The 24,692-nt window shown below is 74.0% G+C and carries 25 protein-coding genes; 13 read left to right on the top strand and 12 right to left on the bottom strand.

The window, feature by feature from the left end; all coding sequences use genetic code 11:
• Window positions 1-32 precede the first annotated feature (32 nt).
• Window positions 33-1,115: an SGNH/GDSL hydrolase family protein gene (locus KSNIM_RS15990; protein ID WP_263103882.1), complete on the bottom strand. Its 1,083-nt coding sequence runs from the start codon at window positions 1,113-1,115 to the stop codon at window positions 33-35.
• Between the two features lie 145 nt (window positions 1,116-1,260).
• Between KSNIM_RS15990 and KSNIM_RS15985 the strand changes: the two genes are divergently transcribed.
• From KSNIM_RS15985 to KSNIM_RS15975, 3 genes are all read left to right on the top strand, one after another.
• Window positions 1,261-2,661: a cystathionine beta-synthase gene (locus KSNIM_RS15985; protein ID WP_263103881.1), complete on the top strand. Its 1,401-nt coding sequence runs from the start codon at window positions 1,261-1,263 to the stop codon at window positions 2,659-2,661.
• Window positions 2,662-3,153: 492 nt separating this feature from the next.
• The gene (locus KSNIM_RS15980; RefSeq protein ID WP_263103880.1) at window positions 3,154-3,480 is read left to right on the top strand and encodes a hypothetical protein; all 327 of its coding nucleotides are present in this window, start codon (window positions 3,154-3,156) and stop codon (window positions 3,478-3,480) included.
• A 209-nt stretch (window positions 3,481-3,689) separates the two neighbouring features.
• Window positions 3,690-4,964, top strand: coding sequence for an Ig-like domain-containing protein (locus tag KSNIM_RS15975; protein ID WP_263103879.1), 1,275 nt, complete (start codon window positions 3,690-3,692; stop codon window positions 4,962-4,964).
• 69 nt (window positions 4,965-5,033) lie between these two features.
• On the opposite strand, the gene KSNIM_RS15970 is transcribed toward KSNIM_RS15975, so the two are convergent.
• The 6 genes from KSNIM_RS15970 to KSNIM_RS15945 form a co-directional block, all read right to left on the bottom strand.
• Window positions 5,034-5,399 (bottom strand): cupin domain-containing protein, encoded by a 366-nt coding sequence (locus KSNIM_RS15970; protein WP_263103878.1) that lies wholly within the window; start codon window positions 5,397-5,399, stop codon window positions 5,034-5,036.
• Between the two features lie 184 nt (window positions 5,400-5,583).
• Window positions 5,584-6,249 carry a peptide-methionine (S)-S-oxide reductase MsrA gene (gene msrA, locus KSNIM_RS15965; protein WP_263103877.1) on the bottom strand — a complete coding sequence of 222 codons (666 nt, stop codon included), beginning with the start codon at window positions 6,247-6,249 and terminating at the stop codon, window positions 5,584-5,586.
• 40 nt (window positions 6,250-6,289) lie between these two features.
• A complete protein-coding gene (locus tag KSNIM_RS15960; protein WP_263103876.1) occupies window positions 6,290-7,363 on the bottom strand; it encodes a nucleotidyl transferase AbiEii/AbiGii toxin family protein in 1,074 nt (357 codons plus the stop codon).
• The gene (locus tag KSNIM_RS15955) at window positions 7,360-8,049 is read right to left on the bottom strand and encodes a hypothetical protein (protein ID WP_263103875.1); all 690 of its coding nucleotides are present in this window, start codon (window positions 8,047-8,049) and stop codon (window positions 7,360-7,362) included. The genes KSNIM_RS15960 and KSNIM_RS15955 overlap by 4 nt, the downstream gene beginning before the upstream one ends.
• Window positions 8,050-8,061: 12 nt before the next feature.
• The gene (locus KSNIM_RS15950) at window positions 8,062-9,216 is read right to left on the bottom strand and encodes a DUF4034 domain-containing protein (RefSeq protein WP_263103874.1); all 1,155 of its coding nucleotides are present in this window, start codon (window positions 9,214-9,216) and stop codon (window positions 8,062-8,064) included.
• 63 nt (window positions 9,217-9,279) lie between these two features.
• On the bottom strand, window positions 9,280-10,941 hold the full coding sequence (locus KSNIM_RS15945) for a M48 family metalloprotease (protein ID WP_263103873.1): 1,662 nt from the start codon (window positions 10,939-10,941) through the stop codon (window positions 9,280-9,282).
• 234 nt (window positions 10,942-11,175) lie between these two features.
• On the opposite strand from KSNIM_RS15945, the gene KSNIM_RS15940 reads away from it, so the two are divergent.
• The gene (locus KSNIM_RS15940; RefSeq protein WP_263103872.1) at window positions 11,176-12,330 is read left to right on the top strand and encodes a cystathionine gamma-synthase; all 1,155 of its coding nucleotides are present in this window, start codon (window positions 11,176-11,178) and stop codon (window positions 12,328-12,330) included.
• 15 nt (window positions 12,331-12,345) lie between these two features.
• On the opposite strand, the gene KSNIM_RS15935 is transcribed toward KSNIM_RS15940, so the two are convergent.
• Complete coding sequence (locus KSNIM_RS15935) at window positions 12,346-12,819, bottom strand: MarR family winged helix-turn-helix transcriptional regulator (protein ID WP_263103871.1); 474 nt, start codon at window positions 12,817-12,819, stop codon at window positions 12,346-12,348.
• A 123-nt stretch (window positions 12,820-12,942) separates the two neighbouring features.
• Between KSNIM_RS15935 and ilvA the strand changes: the two genes are divergently transcribed.
• The 3 genes from ilvA to KSNIM_RS15920 all read left to right on the top strand — a co-directional run bounded on the left by ilvA (window position 12,943) and on the right by KSNIM_RS15920 (window position 16,197).
• Window positions 12,943-14,154 (top strand): threonine ammonia-lyase, encoded by a 1,212-nt coding sequence (gene ilvA, locus KSNIM_RS15930; protein ID WP_263103870.1) that lies wholly within the window; start codon window positions 12,943-12,945, stop codon window positions 14,152-14,154.
• A gap of 161 nt (window positions 14,155-14,315) precedes the next feature.
• Window positions 14,316-15,335: an ATP-binding cassette domain-containing protein gene (locus KSNIM_RS15925; RefSeq protein WP_263103869.1), complete on the top strand. Its 1,020-nt coding sequence runs from the start codon at window positions 14,316-14,318 to the stop codon at window positions 15,333-15,335.
• 1 nt (window position 15,336) lies between these two features.
• Window positions 15,337-16,197 carry an ABC transporter permease gene (locus KSNIM_RS15920; protein WP_263103868.1) on the top strand — a complete coding sequence of 287 codons (861 nt, stop codon included), beginning with the start codon at window positions 15,337-15,339 and terminating at the stop codon, window positions 16,195-16,197.
• 81 nt (window positions 16,198-16,278) lie between these two features.
• On the opposite strand, the gene greA is transcribed toward KSNIM_RS15920, so the two are convergent.
• Together greA and KSNIM_RS15910 are read right to left on the bottom strand one after the other, a co-directional pair.
• Complete coding sequence (gene greA, locus KSNIM_RS15915; RefSeq protein ID WP_263103867.1) at window positions 16,279-16,776, bottom strand: transcription elongation factor GreA; 498 nt, start codon at window positions 16,774-16,776, stop codon at window positions 16,279-16,281.
• Between the two features lie 294 nt (window positions 16,777-17,070).
• The gene (locus KSNIM_RS15910) at window positions 17,071-17,484 is read right to left on the bottom strand and encodes a DUF4307 domain-containing protein (protein WP_263103866.1); all 414 of its coding nucleotides are present in this window, start codon (window positions 17,482-17,484) and stop codon (window positions 17,071-17,073) included.
• Between the two features lie 151 nt (window positions 17,485-17,635).
• Between KSNIM_RS15910 and mca the strand changes: the two genes are divergently transcribed.
• Both mca and KSNIM_RS15900 read left to right on the top strand, forming a co-directional pair.
• Window positions 17,636-18,505 (top strand): mycothiol conjugate amidase Mca, encoded by an 870-nt coding sequence (mca, locus tag KSNIM_RS15905; protein WP_263103865.1) that lies wholly within the window; start codon window positions 17,636-17,638, stop codon window positions 18,503-18,505.
• 61 nt (window positions 18,506-18,566) lie between these two features.
• Window positions 18,567-18,758, top strand: coding sequence for a hypothetical protein (locus tag KSNIM_RS15900; protein ID WP_263103864.1), 192 nt, complete (start codon window positions 18,567-18,569; stop codon window positions 18,756-18,758).
• Here the strand turns inward: KSNIM_RS15900 and KSNIM_RS15895 are convergent, their stop codons facing one another.
• A complete protein-coding gene (locus tag KSNIM_RS15895) occupies window positions 18,759-19,085 on the bottom strand; it encodes a hypothetical protein (RefSeq protein ID WP_263103863.1) in 327 nt (108 codons plus the stop codon).
• Between the two features lie 46 nt (window positions 19,086-19,131).
• Between KSNIM_RS15895 and KSNIM_RS15890 the strand changes: the two genes are divergently transcribed.
• Window positions 19,132-21,162: a thioredoxin domain-containing protein gene (locus KSNIM_RS15890; protein ID WP_263103862.1), complete on the top strand. Its 2,031-nt coding sequence runs from the start codon at window positions 19,132-19,134 to the stop codon at window positions 21,160-21,162.
• A 40-nt stretch (window positions 21,163-21,202) separates the two neighbouring features.
• Window positions 21,203-22,066, top strand: a complete 864-nt coding sequence (locus tag KSNIM_RS15885; protein WP_263103861.1) for a GNAT family N-acetyltransferase — start codon at window positions 21,203-21,205, stop codon at window positions 22,064-22,066.
• Between the two features lie 7 nt (window positions 22,067-22,073).
• Here the strand turns inward: KSNIM_RS15885 and KSNIM_RS15880 are convergent, their stop codons facing one another.
• Window positions 22,074-23,003, bottom strand: a complete 930-nt coding sequence (locus KSNIM_RS15880; RefSeq protein ID WP_263103860.1) for a hypothetical protein — start codon at window positions 23,001-23,003, stop codon at window positions 22,074-22,076.
• Between the two features lie 229 nt (window positions 23,004-23,232).
• Between KSNIM_RS15880 and KSNIM_RS15875 the strand changes: the two genes are divergently transcribed.
• Both KSNIM_RS15875 and KSNIM_RS15870 read left to right on the top strand, forming a co-directional pair.
• On the top strand, window positions 23,233-23,883 hold the full coding sequence (locus tag KSNIM_RS15875) for a papain-like cysteine protease family protein (protein WP_263103859.1): 651 nt from the start codon (window positions 23,233-23,235) through the stop codon (window positions 23,881-23,883).
• Between the two features lie 10 nt (window positions 23,884-23,893).
• Window positions 23,894-24,692: hypothetical protein (locus KSNIM_RS15870; RefSeq protein ID WP_263103858.1), on the top strand; the 799-nt coding region annotated here is incomplete at its 3' end.

The following is a 24,692-nucleotide window of genomic DNA, read 5'->3' as shown; positions in this document are numbered from 1 at the left end:
GTATCGGCTCCCGATGACACTCGGGAGGAAAATTACCGCTTAGTAGCCCCGGCGTCACCCGATCCCGGGTGTGAGCTGGCCGACGCCGCCTCGGGCTCCGGCGTGCCCGGCAGGCCGAGCCGCAGCCGGTGCCGCATCAGCGCCCAGCGCCGCGCCGCGGGCCCGGTGCCGGCCGCCGCGACCTCGGTGCCGGAGCGGCCCGCCGCCGCCGCGGCCGCGACCTCGACCGGCAGCACCGCCTGCGCGGCCGGTGCCTCGCCCGAGGTGTCGTCCTCCTCCTCGGGCCACAGGTCCAGCGTCGCGCACAGCGAGGGCAGCATCGCCATCGCCGCCGTCGCGTAGCCCTGCGCCGAGGGGTGGTAGCGGTCGGCCGCGAAGAGCTCCGGCCGGGTCGCGAACTCCGGCCCGAGCAGCGAACCCAGCGACACCGTCCGCCCGCCGGCCTCCACCACCGCGATCGTCTGCGCCGCGGCCAGCTGTCGGCTCAGACGCCGGGCCACCCAGCGCAGCGGCGGCCGCACCGGCTTGATGGTGCCGAGATCCGGGCAGGTGCCGACCACCACCTCGCACCCGGCCGACCGCAGGATCCGCACCGCATCGCCCAGCTGTCGCACGCACTGCGCCGCCGGGCTGTGCCGGGTCACGTCGTTGGCGCCGATCATGATCACCGCGAGGGCCGGGCGGTGCGGCAGGGCCAGCGCCGCCTGGTCCACCAGGTCCTCCGAGCGCGCCCCCGACTTGGCCACGTTCACCAGCCGCACCCGGCGCTCGGCCACCGAGGCCAGGCCCGAGGCCAGCAGCGCGCCCGGGGTCTCCCGGCCGCGGTTCACGCCGAGGCCCGCCGCGGTCGAGTCGCCGAGGAAGGCGAGCACCAGCGGCGGTTCGCCGGAGGCCGGGGCGATCGTCCCGGCATCGGTGAAGGCGTCGCCGTACACGCCGTCCGCGCGCGGCGGATCGCCCTCCAGCAGCCCGATCGCCCGGATCGCCATCCTGCTCTCGGTCAGCAGCAGTCCGGCGAGCCCCACGCCCAGCAGTCCGATCCCGCCGCCGCCGTACGCCGCCGCGGTCGCGATCCGGCGGGCCACCCTGGCCCTCGACGCCTGTGCCCCTGGCATCCTGCACCCCCTTGTGCGGTCTTCCAGAGTCCTCGTAACCCCGTAGTACCCCTCCCGGCCGTGCCGCTATCGGCGGCCGTCGGCCATCCGTGGCCATACCCTTTAGACACCCACAGTCACACGCGCCACTACCGGGAGGACCCCCGTGCGGTACAGCAATTCGATCATCGAGCTGGTCGGCGACACGCCGCTGGTGAAGCTGAACAAGGTCACCGAGGGCATCAGCGCCACCGTGCTCGCGAAGGTCGAGTACTTCAACCCGGGCGGCAGCGTGAAGGACCGGATCGCGCTGCGCATGATCGAGGCCGCCGAGGCCTCGGGCGCGCTCAAGCCCGGCGGCACCATCGTCGAGCCCACATCCGGCAACACCGGCGTCGGCCTGGCGATCGTGGCCCAGCAGAAGGGCTACAAGTGCATCTTCGTCTGCCCTGACAAGGTGTCCACCGACAAGATCAACACGCTGCGCGCCTATGGCGCCGAGGTGGTCGTCTGCCCGACCGCCGTCGCGCCCGAGCACCCGGACTCCTACTACAACGTCTCCGACCGGCTGGTGCGCGAGACCCCGAACGCCTGGAAGCCGGACCAGTACTCCAACCCGGACAACCCGGCCTCGCACTACCACTCCACCGGCCCGGAGCTGTGGGAGCAGACCGACGGGAAGATCACCCACTTCGTCGCCGGCGTCGGTACCGGCGGCACCATCTCCGGCACCGGCCGGTACCTCAAGGACGTCTCCGGCGGCAAGGTCCAGGTCGTCGGCGCCGACCCGGAGGGCTCGGTGTACTCCGGCGGCACCGGCCGCCCCTACCTGGTCGAGGGCGTCGGCGAGGACTTCTGGCCGACCGCCTACGACCGCACCGTCGCGGACGAGATCGTGGCCGTGTCCGACAAGGACTCCTTCCAGATGACCCGCCGCCTCGCCAAGGAGGAGGGCCTGCTGGTCGGCGGCTCCTGCGGCATGGCCGTGGTCGCCGCGCTGGAGGTCGCCAAGCGGCTCGGTCCGGACGACGTGGTCGTCGTGCTGCTGCCGGACGGCGGCCGCGGCTACCTCTCCAAGATCTTCAACGACGACTGGATGGCCGACTACGGCTTCCTGCCCACCGCCACCGACGAGGCGCACATCGGCGAGGTGCTGGCCCGCAAGGACGCGCTGGAGCACGAGGGCATCCCGCAGTTCGTCCACATGCACCCCAACGAGACCGTCGCCGAGGCCGTCCAGGTGCTGCGCGACTTCGGCGTCTCCCAGATGCCGATCGTGTCGCCGGGCGCCGGCCACCCCGACGTGATGGCCGGCGAAGTGATCGGCTCGATCGTCGAGCGGGAGCTGCTGGAGGGCCTGTTCTCGCAGCAGATCAAGCTGACCGACAGCCTCGACAAGGTGATGTCCAAGCCGCTGCCGGTGGTCGGCTCCGGCGAGTCGGTGACCAACCTGATGACGGTGCTGGAGAAGGCCGACGCGGTGGTCGTGCTGGTCGAGGGCAAGCCGCAGGGCATCGTCACCCGGCAGGACCTGCTGGCCTTCCTCACCAGCCGGGCCGGCCACTGACCCTCGGTCACCGGGCGCGGCGGGCCGATCGGGTGAAGGTGCGCCGTCCCACCAGTTGGTACACCGACGTCACCTCGGCGCATCAGGCCGTTAACAACGGTCGTGCATCGTATTGGTCAACGGCAAGACGCCGAGCATGGTGACAGCGGAGGTCGGGAGCGGCTCCCCGGTCCCGCAGTCACCACGGACACGTCGGTCGGCCCTGACCCGGCCCTCCGTGTCCCGCCCGCGGGGGTTGCCGTCGTCCCGCCCCTGTTCGGTTCCGACCGATCAACAGGGTGCGGCGGCCCCCGCGGCACCCATCGCGCCGAAAGGCGCGTCTCCGCGGCTCCCGGGTGGGGGAGTCCCGGCGGAGGCGGAAGGGCCGGTCCCCGGTACGGGGGCCGGCCCTTCCGTGTTTCCCCGCCGACCGTCGCGCGTGCCGGCACCGGCCTGCGCGCGTTCCGGCGCACCGGTTTGGGTCCGCCCGCCCGCTGACCTAGGCTCGCCGCCATGACCAGCACTGACCTGCCCGCGCAGGACGCACCGCGTTACGTACGGCTCAAGATCGAGCTCATTGCCGAGATCACCGACGAGCAGGCCCTCAAGACCGCCGCCCTTGCCCAGGTCGAGAACGACGAGTACCTCGACGACGAGGAGCGCGCCCAGTCCGTCGAGGCCATCGAGGTGGACCCGTCCGGCTCGCTCGCCCACTTCATCGACCCGGTGGCACTGCTCGGCGACGTCCCCGGCATCGAGCTGACCTCGGCCACCTGGGAGTCGGCGCACACCGACTTCGACCCGGACGAGGAGAGCTGGGACGAGTACAGCGTCGAGTAGCCCTCGTCGCGCCCGCGCGGCACCGCCGCACGGCGGCAAGGCCCGGTCCGGATCCCTCCGGACCGGGCCTTTTGTCCGATATGGAGGTATGGCAAGTACTCTCGTACGATCTGGAACATGTGCGCCGAACGGGTGTATTCGCCCCGTTGTGCCGTGCTCACGATCCGTACCGGGCGCCGGGCGCCCCGCCGAGCAGCAGGGAGAACCACGTGACCGCACCCGAGAACCAGCAGGCCGGGAGCAGCAACTGGACCCGGCGCGGCGTCCTGGGCGGCCTGCTCGCCGCCCCCGCCCTGCTGGTCGCGGCCTGCAACGGCGACACCGGCGGCGGGAACGGCAACGCGGCCGGCAAGGCCGGCGCAGCGCCCTCCGGAGCGGCCACCACCAAGGGGGTCGACACCCCGAAGACCTCGGCCGCCCGAATAACCGTCACCCCGGCAGACGGCGCCACCGCGGCCCCCTTCACCCGGCCGATCAAGGTCGCCGTCACCGGGGGCACCCTGACCTCCGTCACCGCCACCGACGAGAAGGGCCGGGCGGTCGCCGGCACCCTCTCCGCCGACCGGCTCGGCTGGGCCTCCACCGACCCGCTCAGCAGCGGCACCCGCTACACCGTGGCCGCCGTCGCCACCGACCCGGACGACCTGGAGGCCGACGCGCACGCGGCCTTCGCCACCGCCGCCCCCGCCAACACCTTCGTCGGCCACTTCACCCCGGAGAACGGCGCCACCGTCGGCGTCGGCATGCCCGTCTCGATCAACTTCAGCCGGCCGATCACCAACCGGAAGGCCGTCCAGGAGGCGATCACCGTCACCGCGCGGCCCGGTGTCGAGATCGTCGGCCACTGGGTCTCCAGCACCCGGCTCGACTTCCGTCCGCAGGAGTACTGGGCCAAGGGCACCGCCGTCACCCTCAGCCTGCGGCTCAAGGACGTCGAAGGCGCCAAGGGCGTCTACGGCACGCAGTCCAAGGACGTCGGCTTCACCGTCGGCCGCAGCCGCACCAGTGTCGCCGACCTCTCCGCCGACACACTCACCGTCACCACCGACGGCGTGGTCACCGCCACGTACCCGATCATCGGCGGCGCGCCCGCCACCCGGACCTGGGGCGGCAAGCTCGTCATCGCCGAGCAGTACCTGCAGACCAAGATGGACTCCCAGACCGTCGGCCTCGGCGACGAGTACAACATCCCCGACGTGCCGCACGCCCAGCGCCTCACCACCTCGGGCACCTTCATCCACGGCAACTACTGGTCGCCCGAGAGCGCCTTCGGGGCGCAGAACCTCAGCCACGGCTGCATCGCCCTGCGCGACGTCAAGGGTGCGGGCGACCCGCAGACCGACGCCGCCGTCTTCTTCAAGGACTCCCTGGTCGGGGACGTGGTCGAGGTGGTCAACTCCGGCGACCGGCCGGTCGACCCGGCCAACGGCCTGAACGGCTGGAACATGAGCTGGGCCGACTGGAAGGCCGGCAGCGCCGTCTGACGGGCCGACGGCGTCCCACGGGGCCCACGGAGCCCGGTGGGGCGGGGCTCCGTGGGACTGCTCTGCCCGTCAGGACCGCTTGGCGTAGTCGGCGAAGCCCTGCCAGTCGATCGCCACGAACGCCTCGTCGCCGAGCACCCACGCGTCGTGCCCCGGCGGGCAGATCATGAAGTCACCCGGGCCGAACTCGTCCTCCTGGCCGTCGTCCATCACGATCTTCATCCGGCCGGAGATGACGTACCCCATGTGGGAGGCCTGGCAGCTCTCCGTGCCGGCGATCGGCTTGACGTGCTTCGACCACTGCCAGCCGGGTTCGAAGGTGCCGCGGCCCACCGCGCCGCCCTCCAGGTTGACCAACTCCACCTGGCCGCGGCCGTCCTCGAAGGGGCGGACCTCCTCGGGCGAGTCCAGGCTCATGCGGACAAGACCGGCCATCGCGCATCTCCTCCGAACGGGGGCGACCACCCGGTCCACCGCCCCTTGCGGCCTCCGGGCCACCCTGCCGACACCATCAGTCTCCGCCGCCCACCCGCCCCCCGCCACGGAGCCGGAGGCGGCCACGGGCCCGGGACGAACCGCGAGGGCGGTGCCGCCGCGCGGCACCGCCCTCATCGGTCGCTCAGCCGTTGGTCCTCGCGACGCCGATCGGGCAGGAGGCGCCGGTGCCGCCGAGGCCGCAGTAGCCGTTGGGGTTCTTGGCCTCGGAGAGGTACTGCTGGTGGTAGGGCTCGGCCGGGTAGAAGGCGGCGGCGGGGGCGATCTCGGTGGTGATCGCGCCGAAGCCGAGGGCGGTGAGCTCGGGCTGGAAGGCGTCCCGGGAGGCCTCGGCGGCGGCCTGCTGGGCCGGCGAGTGGGTGTATACCGCCGAGCGGTACTGGGTGCCGACGTCGTTGCCCTGCCGGAAGCCCTGGGTCGGGTCGTGGGCCTCCCAGAAGGTCTTCAGCAGCGTCTCGTAGGAGATCCGGGCCGGGTCGAAGACGACGCGGACGGCCTCGGTGTGCCCCGTGAGGCCGCTGCAGACCTCCTCGTAGGTCGGGTTCTCGGTGTGGCCGCCCTGGTAGCCGACCAGCGTCGTCCAGACGCCCGGCAGCTGCCAGAAGGCGCGCTCGGCGCCCCAGAAACAGCCGAGGCCGAAGTCGGCGACCTCCAGGCCCTCCGGGTAGGGGCCGGTGAGCGGGGTGCCGAGGACGGTGTGCAGGTCGGAGACGGTGAACAGCGGAGTCGTGCGGCCGGGCAGCGCCTGGTCGGCGGTGACGAGAGCGCTCTTGTGGCGGTTGAACAGCAAGGCCTGCTCCAGGGGTCCGGCGGGTCGGGTTGCGGTGGGTTCAACGCGCGCCGGGGCCGTCGGATTCCGTGGTGGACGCCGGCGGCAGCCACACCGCGCGGAGCTCCTCCTCGCTGCGGCCGCCGAAGGTCGGGGCGAGGGCGGCGAGCAGCCGCTCGCCGTACTCCTCGGCGGTGCCGACCTGCGGGTGCTCCTTGAGGAACTCGTCCCACTCGACGCGCTCCAGCGGCTCGGCGACGTCATCGGTGACCAGCGGCCGGGTGGCCCACCACGGGTGGGACGTGAGGAAGACGTCCCGCAGCAGCTCGTAGCGGAGCGGGGCGGACTCGGCGAGCAGGACGGCGTCGTACAGGTCCTTGCCCTGGGCGAAGCCGTCGCTGACCAGCCAGAGGATCTTCCAGGCGAGCGAGAGCTCGCGGTCGGCGGTGCGCAGTTCGGCGGGCGTGCCGGAGCCGGAGAGCGGAGGCACGGCGGTGCGGACGGGCTCGGTGGCCAGCGGCTCGGTGAAGACGAAGTCCAGCTGGACGGTGCCCTCGGGCAGGCCGTCGGCGCTCCACGGCAGGACGAGGCGGCGGCCCGGGACGCGGTCGTACGTCCAGATCTCGTCCCGGACGGCTCGGTCGGCGTGCAGCCGGACGGTGCCGGAGAGCCGTTCGGCGGCGGCCGCCAGTCCGGTGAGCAGGCCGTCGGTGCGCGGGTCGTCGAGCTCCCAGTCGGTCGGCGTCACGACGAAGTCGAGGTCGCCGGGCTCGCGGGCGTCCGCCCCGAACCAGGCGGTGAGCAGCACCGATCCGCGCAGCACCAGGTGCCCGGCCCAGGGTGAGGCGGCGACGGCGGCGAGCACGGTGTCCAGGGCCTCCCGCCGGGCGGCGTACCAGCGGGCGCCGGTGGCCGGGTCGGCGAACTCCGGGTCGCCGGCCCGCATCGCCTTGACGTAGCCCCGCAGCGAGGGGTCGAAGACCGCCCGCTGGACGACGCCCTCGCCGGCCACCGGGCGGATCGAGCGCGGGAGTTCGAGCTCGGTGAGTTCGCTGTCGGTGGGGCGCGTGTGCGGCAGGCTGAGCTGCTCGCTCCAGGGGCCGTAGCCGAGGTTCTGCCAGGAGGAGTCGGTCATCGGGCGGTCCTTTCACCGGTGTCCGGGGAGGGCTGGGCTTCCGCGGGGCGGGCTTCCGCGATCCAGCCGGCGTCGAGTGCCTCGGCGGTGTCGAGCACAGCGAACTCCCGCTCGACGGAGGTGATCCGGTGGCCGGCGAGGGCGGCGAGCAGCGCGTCCAGGCGGCGGCCGGCGGTGTCGGCGCCGACCAGGCGGCAGCGCTGGGTGACGAAGAACTCGGTCCGGCCGTCCGGCCGGGTGCGGCGCGCGTTGCGGGACAGGTGGGCGTCGTGGCGCTCGGCGGCGGCGGCCAGCTCGGGCCCGGGCGGTGCGTCCAGCAGCAGTTTGACGTGGTGTTCGAAGTAGTAGGCGGGGCCGAGGGCCCGGGCCCGGCCGTCGGTGGCGGGGACGCCGGCCGTCCAGGGCGCGGCCTCGATCTTGGTGCGGAGCACGGGGAACCCGGCGGCGCCCGCTTCCGCACCCGTCCGGGCGGCGAGTTCCTCGGCTTCGGCGAGCGTGCCGGAGACAGTCAGGGTGAGCATCGGCTGCCGGGGGACGGCCCCCCGGGCGAGCTCGATGTCGACGACCTTGAGACCGCGCCCCGCGGCCCAGGCCGCGAGCGCCGGGCCCTGCTGCGGGGCGACGGTCAGGTGGATCTCGAAGTCGCCCCGGAAGTCGGGGCGGACGGGTGTACGGGTGTCGGGCACCCGCGCATCCTGTCAGGCGGCTCCGACAGCGCCGCCGCGGGCCTCGGCGGCGGGTGCGGCCGGTCGGCCGGCCTTCTCCCAGCCGACCAGGGCGCGGTTGCGGACCTCGCAGAACCGGGCGACCGGGTCACCGCTGTAGGACCACGGCTGGCAGCCGATGTGCCGGCCGGCCAGCCGGAACTGCTCGACGGCCTCGGCGTACCGCTCGTCGAAGGTCAGTGCGTAGGCGAGGAGGTGCCGCATCTTCGGGACGCGGCGGTCGTCGGCGGGCACCGTCTCCAGGGCGGCGAGCAGCCGGTCGGCGGCGGCCCGGGCCGCGGGGGTGCGCCAGGCCGCGTAGGTGTCCTGGGTGAGCTCCAGCTCGTGCACGGCGAGCAGCGGCAGGCCGGCGAGCAGGCTCTCCGGGGGCGCCGCGGCGGCGGCGCGCTCGGCGAAGCCGGTCATCAGCTCGTGGGAGCCGCGCCACTTGGCGCACCAGTACTGCAGGGCGTTGAGGTGCGCGGTGAACAGGTGCGGCGAGCGCCGGACGACCTCCTGCCAGATCTGCCCGAACCGCTCGTGGTCCCAGCCGAGGCCCATCGCGACCGGGATCCGCTCCGCCCACGGGGCCGGGTCCTCGGGGGCGAGCCGGGCGGCCCGGTCGAAGGCCTCCTCGGCCTCGGCCAGGATCCGGTGGAAGGCGGCGAACTGCTCGCGGCTGACCTCCGAGGCCCGCAGCGAGCTGCGGACGTTCCAGGCGAGCGCGACCAGGGCGGTGGCGTGCACGACCGCGGCGTCCGGGGAGTCGGGCTGCTCGGTGCGCCAGGCGCGCAGCCAGCCGTCCTCCTCGGCGGCGTGCTCGGCGAGCGTGCGGATGCGCACGTGCCGCAGTTCGTGGTCGTCGCCGGCCTCCGCCAGGTGGGCCGCGAACGGGCGCCAGTCCCCGCCGTCGGCGGCGGCCGAGGCCCGGGCGGCGGCCTCGTCCGCAGCGTCGGGGGCGGTGCTCCGGGAGGCGTCGAGCTCGGAGCGGGCGGGCAGCCCGTAGGCGGCCGGGTCGAGGTGGGCGGCGCCGTTGCGGGCGTCGGCGATCCTCCGGTTCAGCTCGGCGGTGCGCCGGTTGGTGTACCAGGTGACCAGCTTGGCGGCGACGAAGATCAGCACCGGGATCAGCAGGATGAGGCGGGCCATGGGGCGGGGGCGGTCCTTGCGGTCGAATCGGATCGGGGCACGGGCGGCGGCGCTCGCGCCGCGCTACTTCCGCAGCGGGCCGTCGGCCGGTGCGGCGGAGGCGGGGACGAGGCCGGCCGCGGCGAGCAGGGCGCGCAGCGGGCCGGTCTCCGGGGTGTCGGCGACGGCGGCGTCCAGGGCGGCGGGGAGTTCGTCCTCCAGACCGTCGGGCAGCCGCAGCTCGGCCGGGACGGACCAGGAGAACTCCCAGTGGGCGAGGCCGGCCTCGGCGAGTTCGAGCACGGCCGCCCGGGAGAGCGCGGCGCGCAGCACCGGGCGGAGGAACTCGCGGGCGGCCCGGCCGGTCGCGGCGGCGGACTGCTCGCTGCGCGGCAGCCGGCCGGCGATCTCGAAGCCGCGGCCCGCGTCGACGGCGTCGAGCAGGGCCTGCAGGGTGGGCGGCAGGCCGCTGTCGGTGAGTGCCTGCCGCACCGGGCGGGCGGCCTCCCGGGAGCCGGCCAGCCCGGCGGCCTGGAGGAGCTCGGGCCAGTCGAGGTGCTGCTTGGTGGCGGCCTCGGGCACCAGGGTGGCGGCTTCCAGGGCGGCGAGGGTGCGCTCGGGGTCGCGCAGCAGGGCGAGGGCGGGTCCACCCTCGCCGGCGGTGCGGCCGTCGTCGGGCAGCGCCTCGACCGCGGCGATCCGCCGGTCGATCGGCGGGTGCGAGTCGTACGGGTCGGCGTCGCCCTCGGGCAGGCCGAGTTCCTCGAGTTCGCGGCGGCGTGCCGGGTCGGCGAGGAGGTGGGCGAGGCCGCCGTAGAACTGGCCGGGCAGCGGCAGCGCCCCGGCGTCCCAGCCGAGGGTGGCGTAGCGGTCGAGGTAGAAGCCCTGGGCGGCGTCGAGGGCGGGGATGCGCCGCAGCGCGGAGGCGGTGGCGGCGCGGCCGGCGACGGTCGCGGCCGTCCGGTCGGCGGCGTACTCCTGACGGCGGCTCACCGCCTCGGAGACCCGGAAGTAGAGCTTGGCGTAGAGCGTGAAGACCTTGGCCAGCGCGCGCTGGACGCCGCCGTCGGCCTCCTCCCCGGTGGACTTCCTGTCCTTGGCGAGACGCGCGGCGTCCTTGGCGGCGATCTCGGCGGCCTTCTCGGCCTGGTGCCGGTCGGCCCGCCGGTGGAGGGTGCCGACGGTGTGCAGGATCGCGCTGCGGCCGGCCACGGTGACGCCCGCCAGGCGGACGTCGCGGTTGCTGTAGTGCCCGAACTCGTGGGCGAGGACGGAGTCCAGTTCGCCCTCGGTGAGGCCGATCAGCAGCGGGGCGCCGATCACCAGGTGGCGCTTGCCGGGGATCAGGCCGAGCAGCCGGGTGTCCTCGCGGACGCCGGCGTTGACGTCGGGGACGAGCCGGATCTCGGCCGGGCCGCGGACTCCGGTGAGTTCGGCGATCCGGTCGACCCGGGCCCACAGTCCGGGCTGCTGCTCACGGGTGAGGAGCAGCCCGCCGTCGGCGTCCCCGCGCGGACGGCGGGTCAGGAAGACCACGCGCAGCACCGGGTAGGCGACGACGGCGGTGAGGGCCCAGATCTTCAGCAGGCCGAGGTTGACGTGGCCGAGCGCGGCGTACAGCGCGACGTCGAGGCCGAGCAGGCCGAGCACGACGGCGGCGGCGAGCAGGTAGAAGCCGGCGAGCAGCGAGACGGCGAGGACGGCGCGTCCTGCGGTGCTGGCGGCGGGCGGCGGGGTCGTGCCCACGGTTTCGGTTCCCCCCCGGGGACGGCCGATCGGATCTCTCGATCGGATGTGCGGACGCGCGATCGTAGCGGTCGGACCGGCCGCGGACGAAGGGATTTACCAGGCCGGACCGGGTCCCCCGGGCGGCGGCGGAGGGGCCCGCCCCGACCGGCCGCGGCCGCACCGGCCGCCGGCGCGGCGCGGGACGTGGGCTCAGCCCGTGCGGCCGGGCCCCTGCGGACTAGGCTCAAGGGCATGACCGAGCACCAGCTTCCCCAGGGCTTCGAGACCCTCGCCATCCACGCGGGTCAGGAAGCAGACCCCCAGACCGGGGCCGTCGTCACGCCGATCTACCAGGTGTCCACGTACAAGCAGGACGGGGTGGGCGGCCTCCGGGGCGGGTACGAGTACAGCCGTTCCGCCAACCCGACCAGAACCGCGCTGGAGGAGTGCCTCGCCGCGATCGAGGGCGGCGCCCGCGGCCTCGCCTTCGCCTCCGGCCTCGCGGCCGAGGACACCCTGCTGCGCACGATCCTCAAGCCGGGCGACCACATCGTGATCCCGAACGACGCCTACGGCGGCACGTTCCGGCTGTTCGCGAAGGTCCTCACCCGGTGGGGCGTGGAGTTCTCCGTCGCCAACACCCAGGACCTCGCCGACGTCCGCGCCCAGCTCCGGCCGAACACCCGCGCGGTGTGGGTGGAGACCCCGTCCAACCCGCTGCTGGGCATCACCGACCTGACCGCGCTGGCCGAGGTGGCACACGGCGCGGGCGCCCTGCTGGTGGTGGACAACACCTTCGCCAGCCCGTACCTGCAGCAGCCGATCGCGCTCGGCGCCGACGCCGTGGTGCACTCCACCACCAAGTACATGGGCGGCCACTCGGACGTGGTCGGCGGTGCGCTGGTGCTGGCGGACGCCGGCCTCGGCGAGGAGGTCGCGTACCACCAGAACGCGATGGGCGCGGTCTCCGGCCCGTTCGACGCCTGGCTGGTGCTGCGCGGCATCAAGACGCTGGGCGTCCGGATGGACCGGCACAGCGCCAACGCCGAGAAGGTCGCCGAGCTGCTCCAGGGCCACCCTAAGGTGAGCCAGGTGCTCTACCCGGGCCTGCCCGAGCACCCCGGCCACGACATCGCGGCCAAGCAGATGAAGGCCTTCGGCGGCATGGTCTCGTTCCGCGTGCACGGCGGCGAGGAGGCGGCGGTCGAGGTCTGCAACCGGGCGCAGCTGTTCACCCTCGGCGAGTCGCTGGGCGGCGTGGAGTCGCTGATCGAGCACCCGGGCCGGATGACGCACGCCTCGGTGGCGGGTTCGGCGCTGGAGGTGCCGGCCGACCTGGTGCGCATCTCGGTCGGCATCGAGTCGGTCGACGATCTGCTCGCCGACCTGCGCCAGGCGCTGGGCTGAGCCGGCGCGGCCCGCTCAGGGCCGGCGGTCCGCCGAGTACGACTCCAGCGAGTCGTTGAAGCGGGCCAGCAGGGCGCAGAAGGCCCGCCGCTCGTCGGCGGGCCAGTCCGCTGTCAGGCGATGCATCAACTCCTCGCGCCCGGCCCGCACTTCGGCGAGCCGGCGGCCGCCGAGCGGGGTCAGCGCGAGGTGCACGGCGCGCCGGTCGGCCGGGTACGGGACCCGGCCGACCAGGTCCGCCTCGACGAGCGGCGCGGCCTGCCGGGTGACGGTGGAGGAGTCGACGCCGAGGGCCGCGGCCAGGGTCTTCACGCTGGCCGGGCCGCGGCGCTGCAGCTCGTCCAGCAGCAGGTAGGCGGCGCGGTCCAGCGAGCCGACCGCGCCGTACCGGGCCTGCTCCAGTCGACGGGCGAACACCGCCACCTGGTAGTGGAGTTGGGTGTGGAGGGGGTCGTTGCCGGGGGCGGCCGGGGGCGAGGGGGTCGTCATCGCGGCTCACGTTCCAGAGGCGGTACGGGTGCTCGGAGCCAGCAGCGTACGCGCGACGGACCGGCCCGGGAACAGGCCCGGCGCTGCCGGTCGGGGGCCGTCCGCGGCCGTACGCTGATCCGCATGCAGAGCTGGCCGATCACCCTCGACGACGTCCGCGGCGCCCAGAAGATGCTGGCCGGGATCGCCCGGGTGACGCCGATGGAGACGAGCCGGTACCTGTCCGCGCTGGTGGGCTCGCCCGTCCACCTCAAGTGCGAGAACCTGCAGCGCACCGGCTCGTTCAAGCTGCGCGGGGCGTACGTGCGGATCGCCGGGCTGACCCCGGTGCAGAAGGCCGGCGGGGTGGTCGCCGCCAGCGCCGGCAACCACGCCCAGGGCGTGGCGCTCGCCGCCTCGCTGCTCGGGGTGCCCGCCACCGTCTTCATGCCGACCGGCGCCCCGCTGCCCAAGGTGGCGGCGACCCGCGACTACGGCGCCGAGGTGCGGCTGCACGGCGCCACCGTCGACGAGGCGCTGCGGGCGGCGCAGCGCTGGGCAGAGGCGACCGGCGCGGTGTTCATCCACCCCTTCGACCACTGGGACGTGGTCACCGGCCAGGCCACGGTGGGCCTGGAGATCCTGGAGCAGTGCCCGGAGGTCCGCACGATCCTGGTCGGGGTCGGCGGCGGCGGGCTGATCGCCGGGATCGCGGCGGCCGTGAAGCCGCTGCGCCCGGACGTGCGGGTGATCGGGGTGCAGGCGGCGGGCGCCGCCGCGTACCCGCCGTCGCTGTCGGCCGGCCATCCGGTGACGCTGCCCCGGATCGCCACCATGGCGGACGGGATCATGGTCGGGCGGCCCGGCGACATCCCCTTCGAGGTGGTGAACACGCTGGCCGACGGTGTCCGCACGGTCTCCGAGGATGCGCTGTCGCGGGCCCTGCTGGTCGGCCTGGAGCGGCTCAAGCTGGTCGTGGAGCCGGCCGGGGCCAGCCCGATCGCGGCCCTGCTGGAGCGGCCGGACGGGTTCGAGGGCCCGGTGGTGGCGGTGCTGTCCGGCGGGAACATCGACCCTCAGCTGATGATGCGGGTGCTGCGGCACGGCCTGGCGGCGGCCGGCCGCTACCTGTCGCTGCGGGTGCGGCTGGCGGACCGTCCTGGGTCGCTGGCCGACCTGCTGTCCGTGCTCACCCGGGTGGACGCCAACGTGCTGGACGTGGCGCACGTGCGGATCGACCCCCGGCTCGGGCTGACCGAGGTCGAGGTGGACCTGCACCTGGAGACCAAGGGGCCGGAGCACTGCGCCGCGGTGACCGGTGAGCTGCGCGCCGCGGGGTACGTGGTCACCCAGTAGGACCGTTCAGCCGTGCGGGTGGCGCACCGCCACACCCCTTGACGCGATATATCGCAAGCTGTCATCCTCTCGCGATACATCGCGAGATTCGGGATTCGCCCGACCGGGCACCTGTGTGACGATCAGACGACATGCCGGACATATAGGAGATGAGGCAGGCCATGGCGCCAGCCATCCAAGCCGAGAACCTGGTCAAGACCTTCGGTGACGTCCGCGCCCTCGACGGGGTCAGCCTCGACGTCCCCGAGGGCACCGTCCTGGGCCTGCTGGGCCCGAACGGCGCCGGCAAGACCACCACCGTGCGAGTGCTCACCACCCTGCTCCGACCCGACTCCGGCCGAGCCACGGTGGCCGGACTGGATGTGCTCCAGCACCCCAACAAGGTGCGCAGCCTGATCGGCCTCTCCGGCCAGTACGCCGCCGTCGACGAGTACCTCACCGGCCGCGAGAACCTCCAGATGGTCGGCGAGCTCTACCAGATGAGCGCCCGCGACGCGAAGGCCCGCGCCCTGGAACTGCTGGAGTGGTTCAACCTCGCCGAGGCCGCCGACCGCACCGCCAAGACCTACTCCGGCGGCATGCGCCGCCGCCTCGACCTCGCCGCCGCCCTGGTCGTCCGACCCCCGGTGATGTTCATGGACGAGCCGACCACCGGCCTCGACCCGCGCAACCGCCTCGCCCTGTGGGAGGTCATCGAGAACCTCGTCGACCAGGGCACCACGCTGCTGCTCACCACCCAGTACCTGGAGGAGGCCGACCGCCTCGCGCACGACATCGCGGTGGTCGACCACGGCCGGGTGATCGCCCGCGGCACCGCCGACGAGCTCAAGGCGACGATCGGCGGCGAACGCATCGAACTCGTGGTGCACCGCCCTGACGAGGTCGCCGAGGCCGTCTCCGCCCTGGCCCCCTTCGCCAAGGGCGCTCCGGCGGTGGAGCGCAACACCCGCCGGATCACCGTGCCGGTCAGCGGCGGCTCCAAGGTGCTCGCCGACGTCATCCGCGAGCTCGACGCCCGCTCCATCGAGATCGACGACATCGGCCTGCGCCGCCCCACCCTCGACGACGTCTTCCTGTCGCTGACCGGCCACGCCACCGAGGCCGACGAGAACGGCGGGAACGGCGGGAACGGGCAGCAGAAGCAGGCCCGGGGCCGGCACGGCCACGGAAAGGAGTCCTGAGATGGCCACCACCGCCACCGAGCACGCCATCGGCCGCGCCGTACCGCGCCAGCGCACCGGGCTCGCCGCGATGGCGCACGACTCCTGGGTCGTCGCCCGCCGCAACCTGCGCCGGATGCTCCGCATCCCGGAGATCGTGGTCTTCGGTCTGATGCAGCCCGTGATGTTCGTGCTGCTCTTCTCGTACGTGATGGGCGGCGCGATCCAGATCCCGGGGACGCAGGCCAGCCAGGACGCCTACATCCAGTTCCTGATGGCCGGCATCTTCGCGCAGACCGTCACCTTCGCGACGGCCGGCGCCTCGGCCGGCATTGCGGAGGACATGACCAAGGGCCTGGTCGACCGCTTCCGCTCGCTGCCGATGACCCGCTCGGCCGTCCTGGTCGGCCGCACCCTCGCCGACCTGGTGCAGACCGCCTTCATCCTGCTGGTGCTCGCCCTGGTCGCGCTGCTGGTCGGCTGGCGGATCCACGAGGGCATCTGGAAGGCGTTCGGCGCGTTCGGGCTGCTGCTCCTGCTGGGCTACGCCTTCTCCTGGATCGGCGCGCTGATCGGTCTGTCCGTGCGCAGCCCGGAGGCGGCCACCTCGGCCGGCCTGATCTGGCTGTTCCCGCTGACCTTCGTCTCCAACGCCTTCGTGCCGATCAGCTCGATGCCGGGCTGGCTGCAGCCGATCGCCTACTGGAACCCGTTCTCGGCGACCGTGCAGGCCTGCCGCGACCTGTTCGGCAACCAGGTCGGCCCGGTCGACGACGCCTGGCCGATGCAGCACGCGGTGCCGGTGTCGATCGGCTGGTCGCTGGTGATCACGGCGGTCTTCTCCTGGCTGTCGGTCCGCAAGTACCGCTCCGCGGCCGGCTGACCGGCCGGCGCGGCACGAGGGGACAGCACGAGGGGCGGCCCCGGCTTCGCGCCGGGGCCGCCCCTCGTGGTGCGCGCGGACTCAGCCGGCGTGCGGCTTGGCCTCGATGATCTTCACGCTGGCCTGCTTGCCGTTCGGCAGCTCGTAGGTGGCGTCCTCGCCGACCTTCTTGCCGTTGATGGCGCGGCCGAGCGGCGACTGCGGCGAGTAGATGTCCAGGTCGTCGCCGGCGACCTCGCGCGAGCCGAGCAGGAAGCGCATGGTGTCGTCCTCGTCGCCGTCGAAGGCGACGGTCACCACCATGCCCGGGGCGACGATGCCGGAGTCCGCGGGGGCCTCGCCGACCTTGGCGCGCTCCAGCAGCTGGGTGAGCTGGCGGATCCGGGCCTCGTACTTGCCCTGCTCCTCCTTGGCCGCGTGGTAGCCGGCGTTCTCCTTGAGGTCACCCTCCTCGCGCGCCGCCTCGATCTTCTGGGCGATCTCGATGCGCCAGGGGCCGGTCAGGTGCTCCAGCTCGGCCTTGAGCTGGTCGTAGCCGGACTGAGTGAGCCAGGTCACGTCATCGCTGGTCTGGGTCACGGGTGCTCCTCGTCGGTACTGGGCTGTGCTGAGGGTTGTTCGTCAGCAGGTTCGGTCGTAACTACAAAGCAACGCCCGCTCCCGGGCACTGGGGCTCGGAAGGGGCGAAACCACGAGCCTAACAATTTCCGCCCCCCGGCGGGAGGGGAGCTCGCGGACACCGGCTCGGCCTGCTGCCGCAGGGCCGGCTGCACTCCGTACGGATGCCCGCCCGTACGCTCGAATATGCGCCCGGGAGGGCGCGATGTGCAAAGGGGAATTCCGCTCGGCAGGCTCACCCGGACGGGCCTCGGATCAACGGCGCGGGGTACAGCCCAGCAGCTCCGCGGTCACCCCGCGGGCGGTGGTGCGCAGCGTCACCACCTGCGACCAGGTGCTGCCCTCGGCCGGCACCGGGAAGTCGTACTGGCCCACCACGGCCTTGTCCGCCGCCATCGAGCGCACCGTGCAGACGCCCGCTGTGCCCGCTTCCTTGCGCACCGACAACTGCAGCTGCATCTCGTGGTCGGAGACCGCCTCGAAGGCCGGCACGCTGCCGCTCATCACGCTCTCGCGCAGGATGTACGAGGCGCCCAGCCACGCCACCACGCCCAGGAACAGCACGCCGCAGACCACCGCGGCGATCCGCAGCCGACGGTCCGCCTCGGCGTCGGAGCGGCGGCTGTACCGGCCCTCCGGCAGGGCGGTGGTCGTACGGCTGGGGTCCATGGCCGGCTCGGTCCTTTCGACGAGGCGCGCTCGGGCTGGGGAGGGAATGGAGCGGCTCCTCAGTCCGTCACTATAGAAGGGGCACGTCCGCGCCGGAGGCGGCGGGGGAGCCGACCCGACGAACCGGACATACCTGGAAGGGAACCAGGCGTTGAGCGAGCAGTTGCGACTGATGGCGGTGCACGCGCACCCGGACGACGAGTCCAGCAAGGGCGCCGCCACGATGGCGATGTACGTCTCCCAGGGGGTGGACGTGCTGGTGGCCACCTGCACCGGTGGCGAGCGGGGGTCGATCCTCAACCCGAAGCTGCAGGGCGACGCCTGGGTCGAGGAGAACATCCACGAGGTGCGCCGCAAGGAGATGGACGCCGCCCGGGAGATCCTCGGCGTGCAGCAGGCCTGGCTGGGCTACGTCGACTCCGGGCTGCCCGAGGGCGACCCGCTGCCGCCGCTCCCCGAGGGCTGCTTCGCCCTGGAGGACGTGGACACGGCGGCCGGCACCCTGGTGCGGCTGATCCGCGAGTTCCGCCCGCACGTGATCACCACATACGACGAGAACGGCGGGTACCCGCACCCCGACCACATCATGACCCACAAGATCACCATGGTGGCCTTCGACGCCGCCGGCGACCCGGACGCCTACCCGGAGGCCGGCGCGCCCTGGCAGCCGCAGAAGCTGTACTACAACCACGGCTTCCCGATGGGCCGGATCCGCGCCCTGCACGCCTACCTCACCGAGAACGGGCACGACTCCCCGTACGGCGAGTGGATCGCCGGCTGGGAGAAGAGCGGCCGCAAGGAGCGCGAGATCACCACCCGGGTGGTCTGCGACGACTTCTTCGAGATCCGCGACAAGGCGCTGATCGCGCACGCCACCCAGATCGACCCCGACGGCCCCTGGTTCCGCGTCCCGCTGGACATCCAGCGCGAGGTGTGGCCCACCGAGGACTACGAGCTCGTCCGCTCGCACGTCGACACCGACCTGCCCGAGAACGACCTGTTCGCGGGCCTGCGCAAGTAACGCGCACCCCCTGCACCACCCCGGTGGCCCGGCCCGTGTAGGACCGGGCCACCATGGAGAGATGAGCACCCCCGTGAACCTCACCCACCTCGCCGCCGACCTCGCCCTCGACCAGAACAAGGTCACCCCGGGCCTGCTCGGCTTCGTCGTCTTCGCGGCCCTCGGCATCGCCACCTGGTTCCTGCTGAAGTCCATGAACAGCCGCTTCAAGAAGATCGACTTCGTCGAGGAGCCGGAGACCACCGAGGAGTAGTCACACCGGGAGCTGCCGCTCGCCGCCGTCGTCGAAGTACCGGTCGAGGTAGGCGTCGGGGTCCAGCGCGCTGTCCCGCAGCAGCGAGAACACCTCCGCCCCCGGCCCGGGCACGTCCACCGCCTCGTAGCACTGCGCGAGACCGGTGTACTCGACACCGGTGTCCTCGGCGTACCCGGCCGCCTCCGCCTCGGCCAGGGCGATCGCCCCGTCCGCCGAGGCCGCCCGCCACAGCGTGATCCGCTCCTCGTACGCGCCGCGGCCCGTCCACCGGAACACGCACCGCACCCCGTACCAGCCACTGCTGTCGATCAGTCGTCGCTCCACGACGCGGCAGTGTGTCACCCGGGCGGGGATGCGCGAGGATGGGCCCATGCCGAACCGTCTCGCCGACGCGACCTCGCCGTACCTGCTCCAGCACGCCGACAACCCGGTCGACTGGTGGCCCTGGGGGCCCGAGGCCTTCGCCGAGGCGGAGCGACGAGGGGTACCCGTCCTGCTGTCCGTCGGCTACGCGGCCTGCCACTGGTGCCACGTCATGGCGCACGAGTCCTTCGAGGACGAGGCGGTCGCCGCCTACGCCAACGAACACTTCGTGGCCGTCAAGGTCGACCGCGAGGAGCGCCCCGACGTCGACGCCGTCTACATGGAGGCCGTCCAGGCCGCCACCGGCCAGGGAGGCTGGCCCATGACGGTCTTCCTCACGCCGGCCAAGGAGCCGTTCTACTTCGGCACCTACTTCCCGCCCGAGCCCCGGCACGGCATGCCCGGCTTCCGGCAGGTCCTGGAGGGCGTCACTGCCGCCTGGCGCGACCGCCGCGAGGAGGTCGGCGAGGTCGCCGGCCGGATCCGCGCCGAACTGCAGGAGCGCGCCCGGGTCTACGGCGCCGGCGCCGGCGTGGTGCCCGCCCCCGGCGAGGCCGAGCTGCACGCCGCCCTGCTCGAACTCGGCCGCGGCTTCGACGAGCGCCGCGGCGGCTTCGGCGGCGCACCCAAGTTCCCGCCGTCCATGACCGTCGAGTGGCTGCTGCGCCACCACGCCCGCACCGGCTCCGCCGCCGCCCTGGAGATGGCCGCGCGCACCTGCGACGCGATGTCCCGCGGCGGCCTGTACGACCAGCTCGGCGGCGGCTTCGCCCGCTACTCCGTCGACGCCGACTGGGTCGTGCCGCACTTCGAGAAGATGCTGTACGACAACGCCCTGCTGCTTCGCACCTACCTGCACCTGTGGCGCGCCACCGGCGACGCCCGCGCCCGCCGCACCGCCCTGGACACCGCCGACTTCCTGCTCCGCGAACTGCGTACCCCCGAGGGCGGCTTCGCCTCCGCCCTGGACGCCGACTCGCCGGACCCGGCCACCGGCAAGCCCGCCGAGGGCGCCTACTACGCCTGGACCCCGGAGCAGCTCGCCGCCGCGCTCGGCCCCGAGGACGCCGCCCTCGCCGCCGAGACCTTCGAGGTCACCGGCACCTTCGAACACGGCAGCTCCGTCCTCCAGTTGCTCACCGACCCCGCCGACCCCGAGGCGTACGAGCGGATCCGCGCCCGACTCCTCGAGGCCCGCGCCGAGCGGCCCGCCCCCGCCCGCGACGACAAGGTCGTCGCCGCCTGGAACGGCCTCGCCATCGCCGCCCTCGCCGAGACCGGCGCCCTGCTGGAGCGCCCCGACCTCGTCGAGGCCGCCGAACGCGCCGCCGACCTGCTGCTCGCCGTCCACCTCACCGCCGACGGCCGCCTGCTGCGGACCTCCCGCGACGGTCGGGCCGGCGCCAACGCCGGCGTCCTGGAGGACTACGCCGACACCGCCGAGGGCTTCCTCGCCCTGTACGCCGTCACCGGCGAGGCCGAGTGGCTCGACCTCGCGGGCGGGCTCCTCGACACCGTCCTCGCCCACTTCACCGACGCCGCCTCAGGCGCCCTCTACGACACGGCCGACGACGCCGAGGAGCTGATCCGGCGTCCGCAGGACCCGACCGACAACGCCACCCCCTCCGGCTGGACGGCCGCCGCGGGCGCGCTGCTCGGCTACGCCGCCTACACCGGCTCCGAGCGCCACCGCACCGCCGCCGAGCGGGCCCTCGGCGTGGTCGGCGCGCTCGGCAGCCGGGCCCCCCGGTTCATTGGCTGGGGCCTCGCCGTCGCCGAGGCCCTGCTCGACGGCCCGCGCGAGGTCGCCGTCGTCGGCCCGGCCGGCGATCCCGCCACCGCCGAACTGCACCGCACCGCGCTGCTCGCCACCGCCCCCGGCGCGGTCGTCGCGGTCGGCGAGCCGGGCAGCAAGGAGGTCCCGCTGCTGGCCGACCGCCCGCTGCTCGGCGGCCGCCCCGCCGCCTACGTCTGCCGGCACTTCAGCTGCGACGCGCCCACCGCCGACGCCGCCGAACTCGCCGAGCGCCTCGGCTAATTCGAATGCGCACGGGTCGGGTGCGGCGCCAGGATGGGGCATGACCTGGACCCTGACCAACGACCCCGCGGCCTTCCGCGCCGAGGCCGGCGCCTTCCTCGCCGCCCACCCGGCCGACAACACCGTGCTGCTCACCCTGCTGGACCGGATCGCCAAGCTCGGCCCGCACGCCTTCGGCGACCGGGACCCGGTGTTCGGCCACTGGCGGGCCGCACCGGACGGCCCGGTCGAGGGCGTCTTCGCGCAGACCCCGCCCTTCCCGGTGCGGCTCGGCCGGATGCCGGCCGAGGCGGCCGCCGAGCTCGCCCGGGCCCTGCACGAGCACGGCAGGGAGGTGTCCGGGGTGGGGGGCGAACGCGCCGCCGCCGAGGCCTTCGCCGCAGCCTGGCCGCCCGCTTCCGCGGGCGCCGTCCGCGCCGGGACGGCCGTGGACGAGCGGCTCTACCGGCTCGCCGACCTGGCGGACCCCTCGCCGGTGCCCGCCGGCACCGCCAGGCCCGCCGGGCCCGCCGACCGGGAGCAGCTCGTCGAGTGGAGCGCCGCCTTCCTCGCCGAGATCGGCGAGACCAACCCGGTCGACCACGGTGCCTACGTCGACGGCCGGCTCGCCGAGGGCGGCCTGCACGTGTGGGAGGACGGCGGCCGCCCGGTCTCCTTCGCCGGCTCCAGCCCGGTGATCGCCGGGATGTCCCGGATCGGCCCGGTCTTCACCCCCGTCGCCCTGCGCGGCCGCGGCTACGCCAGCGGGGTCGTCGCCGCCGCCTCGGCGCACGCGCTGGCGGCCGGCGCCGCCGAGGTGCTGCTCTACACCGACCTCGCCAACCCGGTCAGCAACTCGATCTACCAGAAGCTCGGGTACCGGCCGGTGGCCGACCACGTGACCTTCGACTTCACGGCCGGCTGACGGGCGGTCAGTCCCAGGCCCAGCCGATGCCGAGCAGGCCGGGCGGCAGGCCGGTCGCCACCAGGTGCACGCTGTGGTGCCCGTCCAGGGTCAGCTCCTCCGTCTCGTGCGGCGGCTCGCCGGGGGCGCGGACGGCGAAGCGGTGGCAGCGGACGGGCAGCGCGGCCGGGTCGAAGGTGACCTGCAGGACGTACTGGCCGGCGCCGGCGTTGAAGCCGCGGACGTACTCGCAGCTCGGGGTCGGGGTCGGGGCGTCGTCGAAGCCGTAGCCGAGCAGGTGGGTGTCGCCGGCGCGGAGTCTGCGGTCCAGCAGCAGTTCGGCGACCAGCAGACCGTGCTCCGGGTCGCGGCGGATCCGGCCGGGCCGGCAGTTCTCCTCGGCGCGCAGCACCACCCGGTGCGGGTCCGCGCCCGGGTCGCCCTGGTGGATGGCGAGGTAACGGTCGACGCCGTCGCGGTGGGCGCGCAGCGCGTGCTGGGAGTCCCGCCGGGCCAGCCGGCGGCGGGCGTCGATCCGGATCCGCTCGATGTGCACCACCGTGTGCAGCCCGGAGTCGGGCGGGCCGGACACCGCCGCGATCAACTCGTCCACGGCGCGGCGCGGCCGGATCAGGGCTCGGTACGGCAGGGTGGCCGGCCCGGTGGGGCCGGCGGGTGCCCGGCGGGGTCCGAGCAGCCGGGTCAGCGAGTGCTCCGGCAGGTCGAGCACCTCCTCCAGCACCGCCACGGCGCGCAGCGACTCCGGACGTTCGGGCCGCCGCCTGCCCTGCTGCCAGTAGCTGAGGCTGGTGACGCCGACCCGGACACCGCGCCGGGCGAGGCGCTCCTGCACCCGCTGCAGGGCCAGGCCGCGCGCGGCGATGGCGGTGCGCAGGGCGAGCGGGAACGGTCCGGTGCGGAGCACGGCCGCGAGATCCGGCGGGACGGTCGGCTGCATGGCCACCTCCGGGGCTGGGGTGAATATTCACACCCCGTGCCCGTCGTGTCATCAGGTACGGACGTGGCGGGCTGGCCGCGTTCACATCCGGAGGGCGGCCGTTCACACCGCGGACGGCGCACCCCGGCCGCGCGTTGACCGCCGCCGGACGGCGCCCGATGCTCTTCGCACCGCGTCCGGACGCGCACCCCCACACCTCTTCCTACGCCCCACCGCAGGAGGAACCCCCATGCCGTCAACTCCCGTGCCGCCGGCACCGGGACGCCTGCGCCGTGCGGTCGCCGCACTCGCGCTGGGCGTGCTGGCCCCGGCCCTCACCGCGGCCGCAGCCTCCCCGGCGCAGGCCGCCCCCGTCCGGACCCCCGTCCCCGCCGCTCCGGCGTCCGCCGCCGGGCTGTCGGCGGCCCGCACCCTCGGCATCACCATGCAGCAACAGCAGCAGTCCAACTGGTGCTGGGCGGCGAGCGGCAACACCATCGCGACCTACTACGGCTACGGCTACAGCCAGAACCAGTTCTGCAACCTGGCCTTCGGCCGCGCCGTCGACTCCACCTGCCCGAACAGCCAGGCCACCCTGGGCGACGTCCAGAACGCCCTGTGGCGGATCGGCATCGGCCAGGGCCGCTACGTGAGCGGCTCGCTCTCCTACGCCACCGTCCAGGGCGAGATCGACGCCGGGCGGCCGGTGGAGACCCGCATCCAGTGGTCCTCCGGCGGCGGCCACATGCACGTCCTCTACGGCTACGACGCCGGCAGCAACTGGGTCTACTGGGGCGATCCCTGGCCGTCCAACTACCGCTACAACTGGGCGGACCACCGCTACTACACCGGCAACAGCAGCTTCAGCTGGACCCACTCCCTGTACCGGATCAGCGCGTGAGGAGACAGTCATGACCGGATACCCGAGACACCTCGCCGCGCTCGTCCTCGCCGGCTGCCTCGGCCTCGCCGCGGCGCCGCTCGCCTCGGCCGCGGACGGCCCCGCCGTCCCGGCGCCGATCGCCCCGGCGGAACTGGCCGCCGCCCGGTCCGCCGCCGCTGCCCCGGCCGCACTCGACCGGGTAGCGCTGTTCTTCGCCCGGGAGGGGCGTCCGGCCGGTGCGGCCGCGCTCTCCCCGGCGGCGGAGGCACAGGCCGCGGCGGCCGCCGCACCTCGCCTGACGGGGAGCGCGGTCGCCGTCTACGGCCTCAACGAGGGCTTCGTCGCAGGCGTGGCCGGCGCCCCGGTCGCGCGGGTGGAGTTCGTCGCCGGCCGGGCGGTCGCCGCGGACGGGCGGACCGCCTCGGTCTGGACGATCCGCGACTCCGGCGGCTGGCGGGTGGTCAACATCGCCTCCGGCGGCGACGAGACCGACTACCCGGCGCAGGCCGCCGCCACCGGCGGCGGCACCGCCTTCCGGGAGCCGCAGATCGACGCCTGGTACGTGCTGCGCGGCGACCGGGTGCTGCCGCTCGACAAGGACGCCCGCCGCTCGGTCGGCGCCGGCGGTACGACCCTCGCCGGCTACCGGAAGCTGGTGCAGCAGCGGTACGGCGGCCGGCTGCCGGGCTCGGCCTACGACCGGGCGGGCGCGGGCGGCGGCTGGGCGGACGCCGCCCCGTCCGCAGGGCCGACGCAGCCGTCCGGGAGAGGGCCGGCGGTGGCGGCGGGCGCGGCGCTCGCGGTCACCGCGCTGACGGGGGCGGGGC

This window comes from Kitasatospora sp. DSM 101779 (genome assembly GCF_025655475.1).
Taxonomy (GTDB): domain Bacteria; phylum Actinomycetota; class Actinomycetes; order Streptomycetales; family Streptomycetaceae; genus Kitasatospora.
Note: the sequence above shows the minus strand (reverse complement) of the source record. Positions and strands in the feature narration are given on the sequence as shown.

Excerpts from the sequence above, each read along its gene's own strand:
- KSNIM_RS15940 (WP_263103872.1), top strand. The coding sequence starts at position 11,176 with ATGACCGAGCACCAGCTTCCCCAGGGCTTCGAGACCCTCGCCATCCAC.
- ilvA (WP_263103870.1), top strand. The coding sequence starts at position 12,943 with ATGCAGAGCTGGCCGATCACCCTCGACGACGTCCGCGGCGCCCAGAAG.
- KSNIM_RS15890 (WP_263103862.1), top strand. The coding sequence starts at position 19,132 with ATGCCGAACCGTCTCGCCGACGCGACCTCGCCGTACCTGCTCCAGCAC.
- KSNIM_RS15935 (WP_263103871.1), bottom strand. The coding sequence starts at position 12,819 with ATGACGACCCCCTCGCCCCCGGCCGCCCCCGGCAACGACCCCCTCCAC.
- KSNIM_RS15950 (WP_263103874.1), bottom strand. The coding sequence starts at position 9,216 with ATGGCCCGCCTCATCCTGCTGATCCCGGTGCTGATCTTCGTCGCCGCC.
- KSNIM_RS15910 (WP_263103866.1), bottom strand. The coding sequence starts at position 17,484 with ATGGACCCCAGCCGTACGACCACCGCCCTGCCGGAGGGCCGGTACAGC.
- KSNIM_RS15925 (WP_263103869.1), top strand. The coding sequence starts at position 14,316 with ATGGCGCCAGCCATCCAAGCCGAGAACCTGGTCAAGACCTTCGGTGAC.
- KSNIM_RS15900 (WP_263103864.1), top strand. The coding sequence starts at position 18,567 with ATGAGCACCCCCGTGAACCTCACCCACCTCGCCGCCGACCTCGCCCTC.
- KSNIM_RS15980 (WP_263103880.1), top strand. The coding sequence starts at position 3,154 with ATGACCAGCACTGACCTGCCCGCGCAGGACGCACCGCGTTACGTACGG.
- KSNIM_RS15920 (WP_263103868.1), top strand. The coding sequence starts at position 15,337 with ATGGCCACCACCGCCACCGAGCACGCCATCGGCCGCGCCGTACCGCGC.
- KSNIM_RS15885 (WP_263103861.1), top strand. The coding sequence starts at position 21,203 with ATGACCTGGACCCTGACCAACGACCCCGCGGCCTTCCGCGCCGAGGCC.
- KSNIM_RS15880 (WP_263103860.1), bottom strand. The coding sequence starts at position 23,003 with ATGCAGCCGACCGTCCCGCCGGATCTCGCGGCCGTGCTCCGCACCGGA.
- KSNIM_RS15875 (WP_263103859.1), top strand. The coding sequence starts at position 23,233 with ATGCCGTCAACTCCCGTGCCGCCGGCACCGGGACGCCTGCGCCGTGCG.
- KSNIM_RS15970 (WP_263103878.1), bottom strand. The coding sequence starts at position 5,399 with ATGGCCGGTCTTGTCCGCATGAGCCTGGACTCGCCCGAGGAGGTCCGC.
- KSNIM_RS15990 (WP_263103882.1), bottom strand. The coding sequence starts at position 1,115 with ATGCCAGGGGCACAGGCGTCGAGGGCCAGGGTGGCCCGCCGGATCGCG.
- KSNIM_RS15960 (WP_263103876.1), bottom strand. The coding sequence starts at position 7,363 with ATGACCGACTCCTCCTGGCAGAACCTCGGCTACGGCCCCTGGAGCGAG.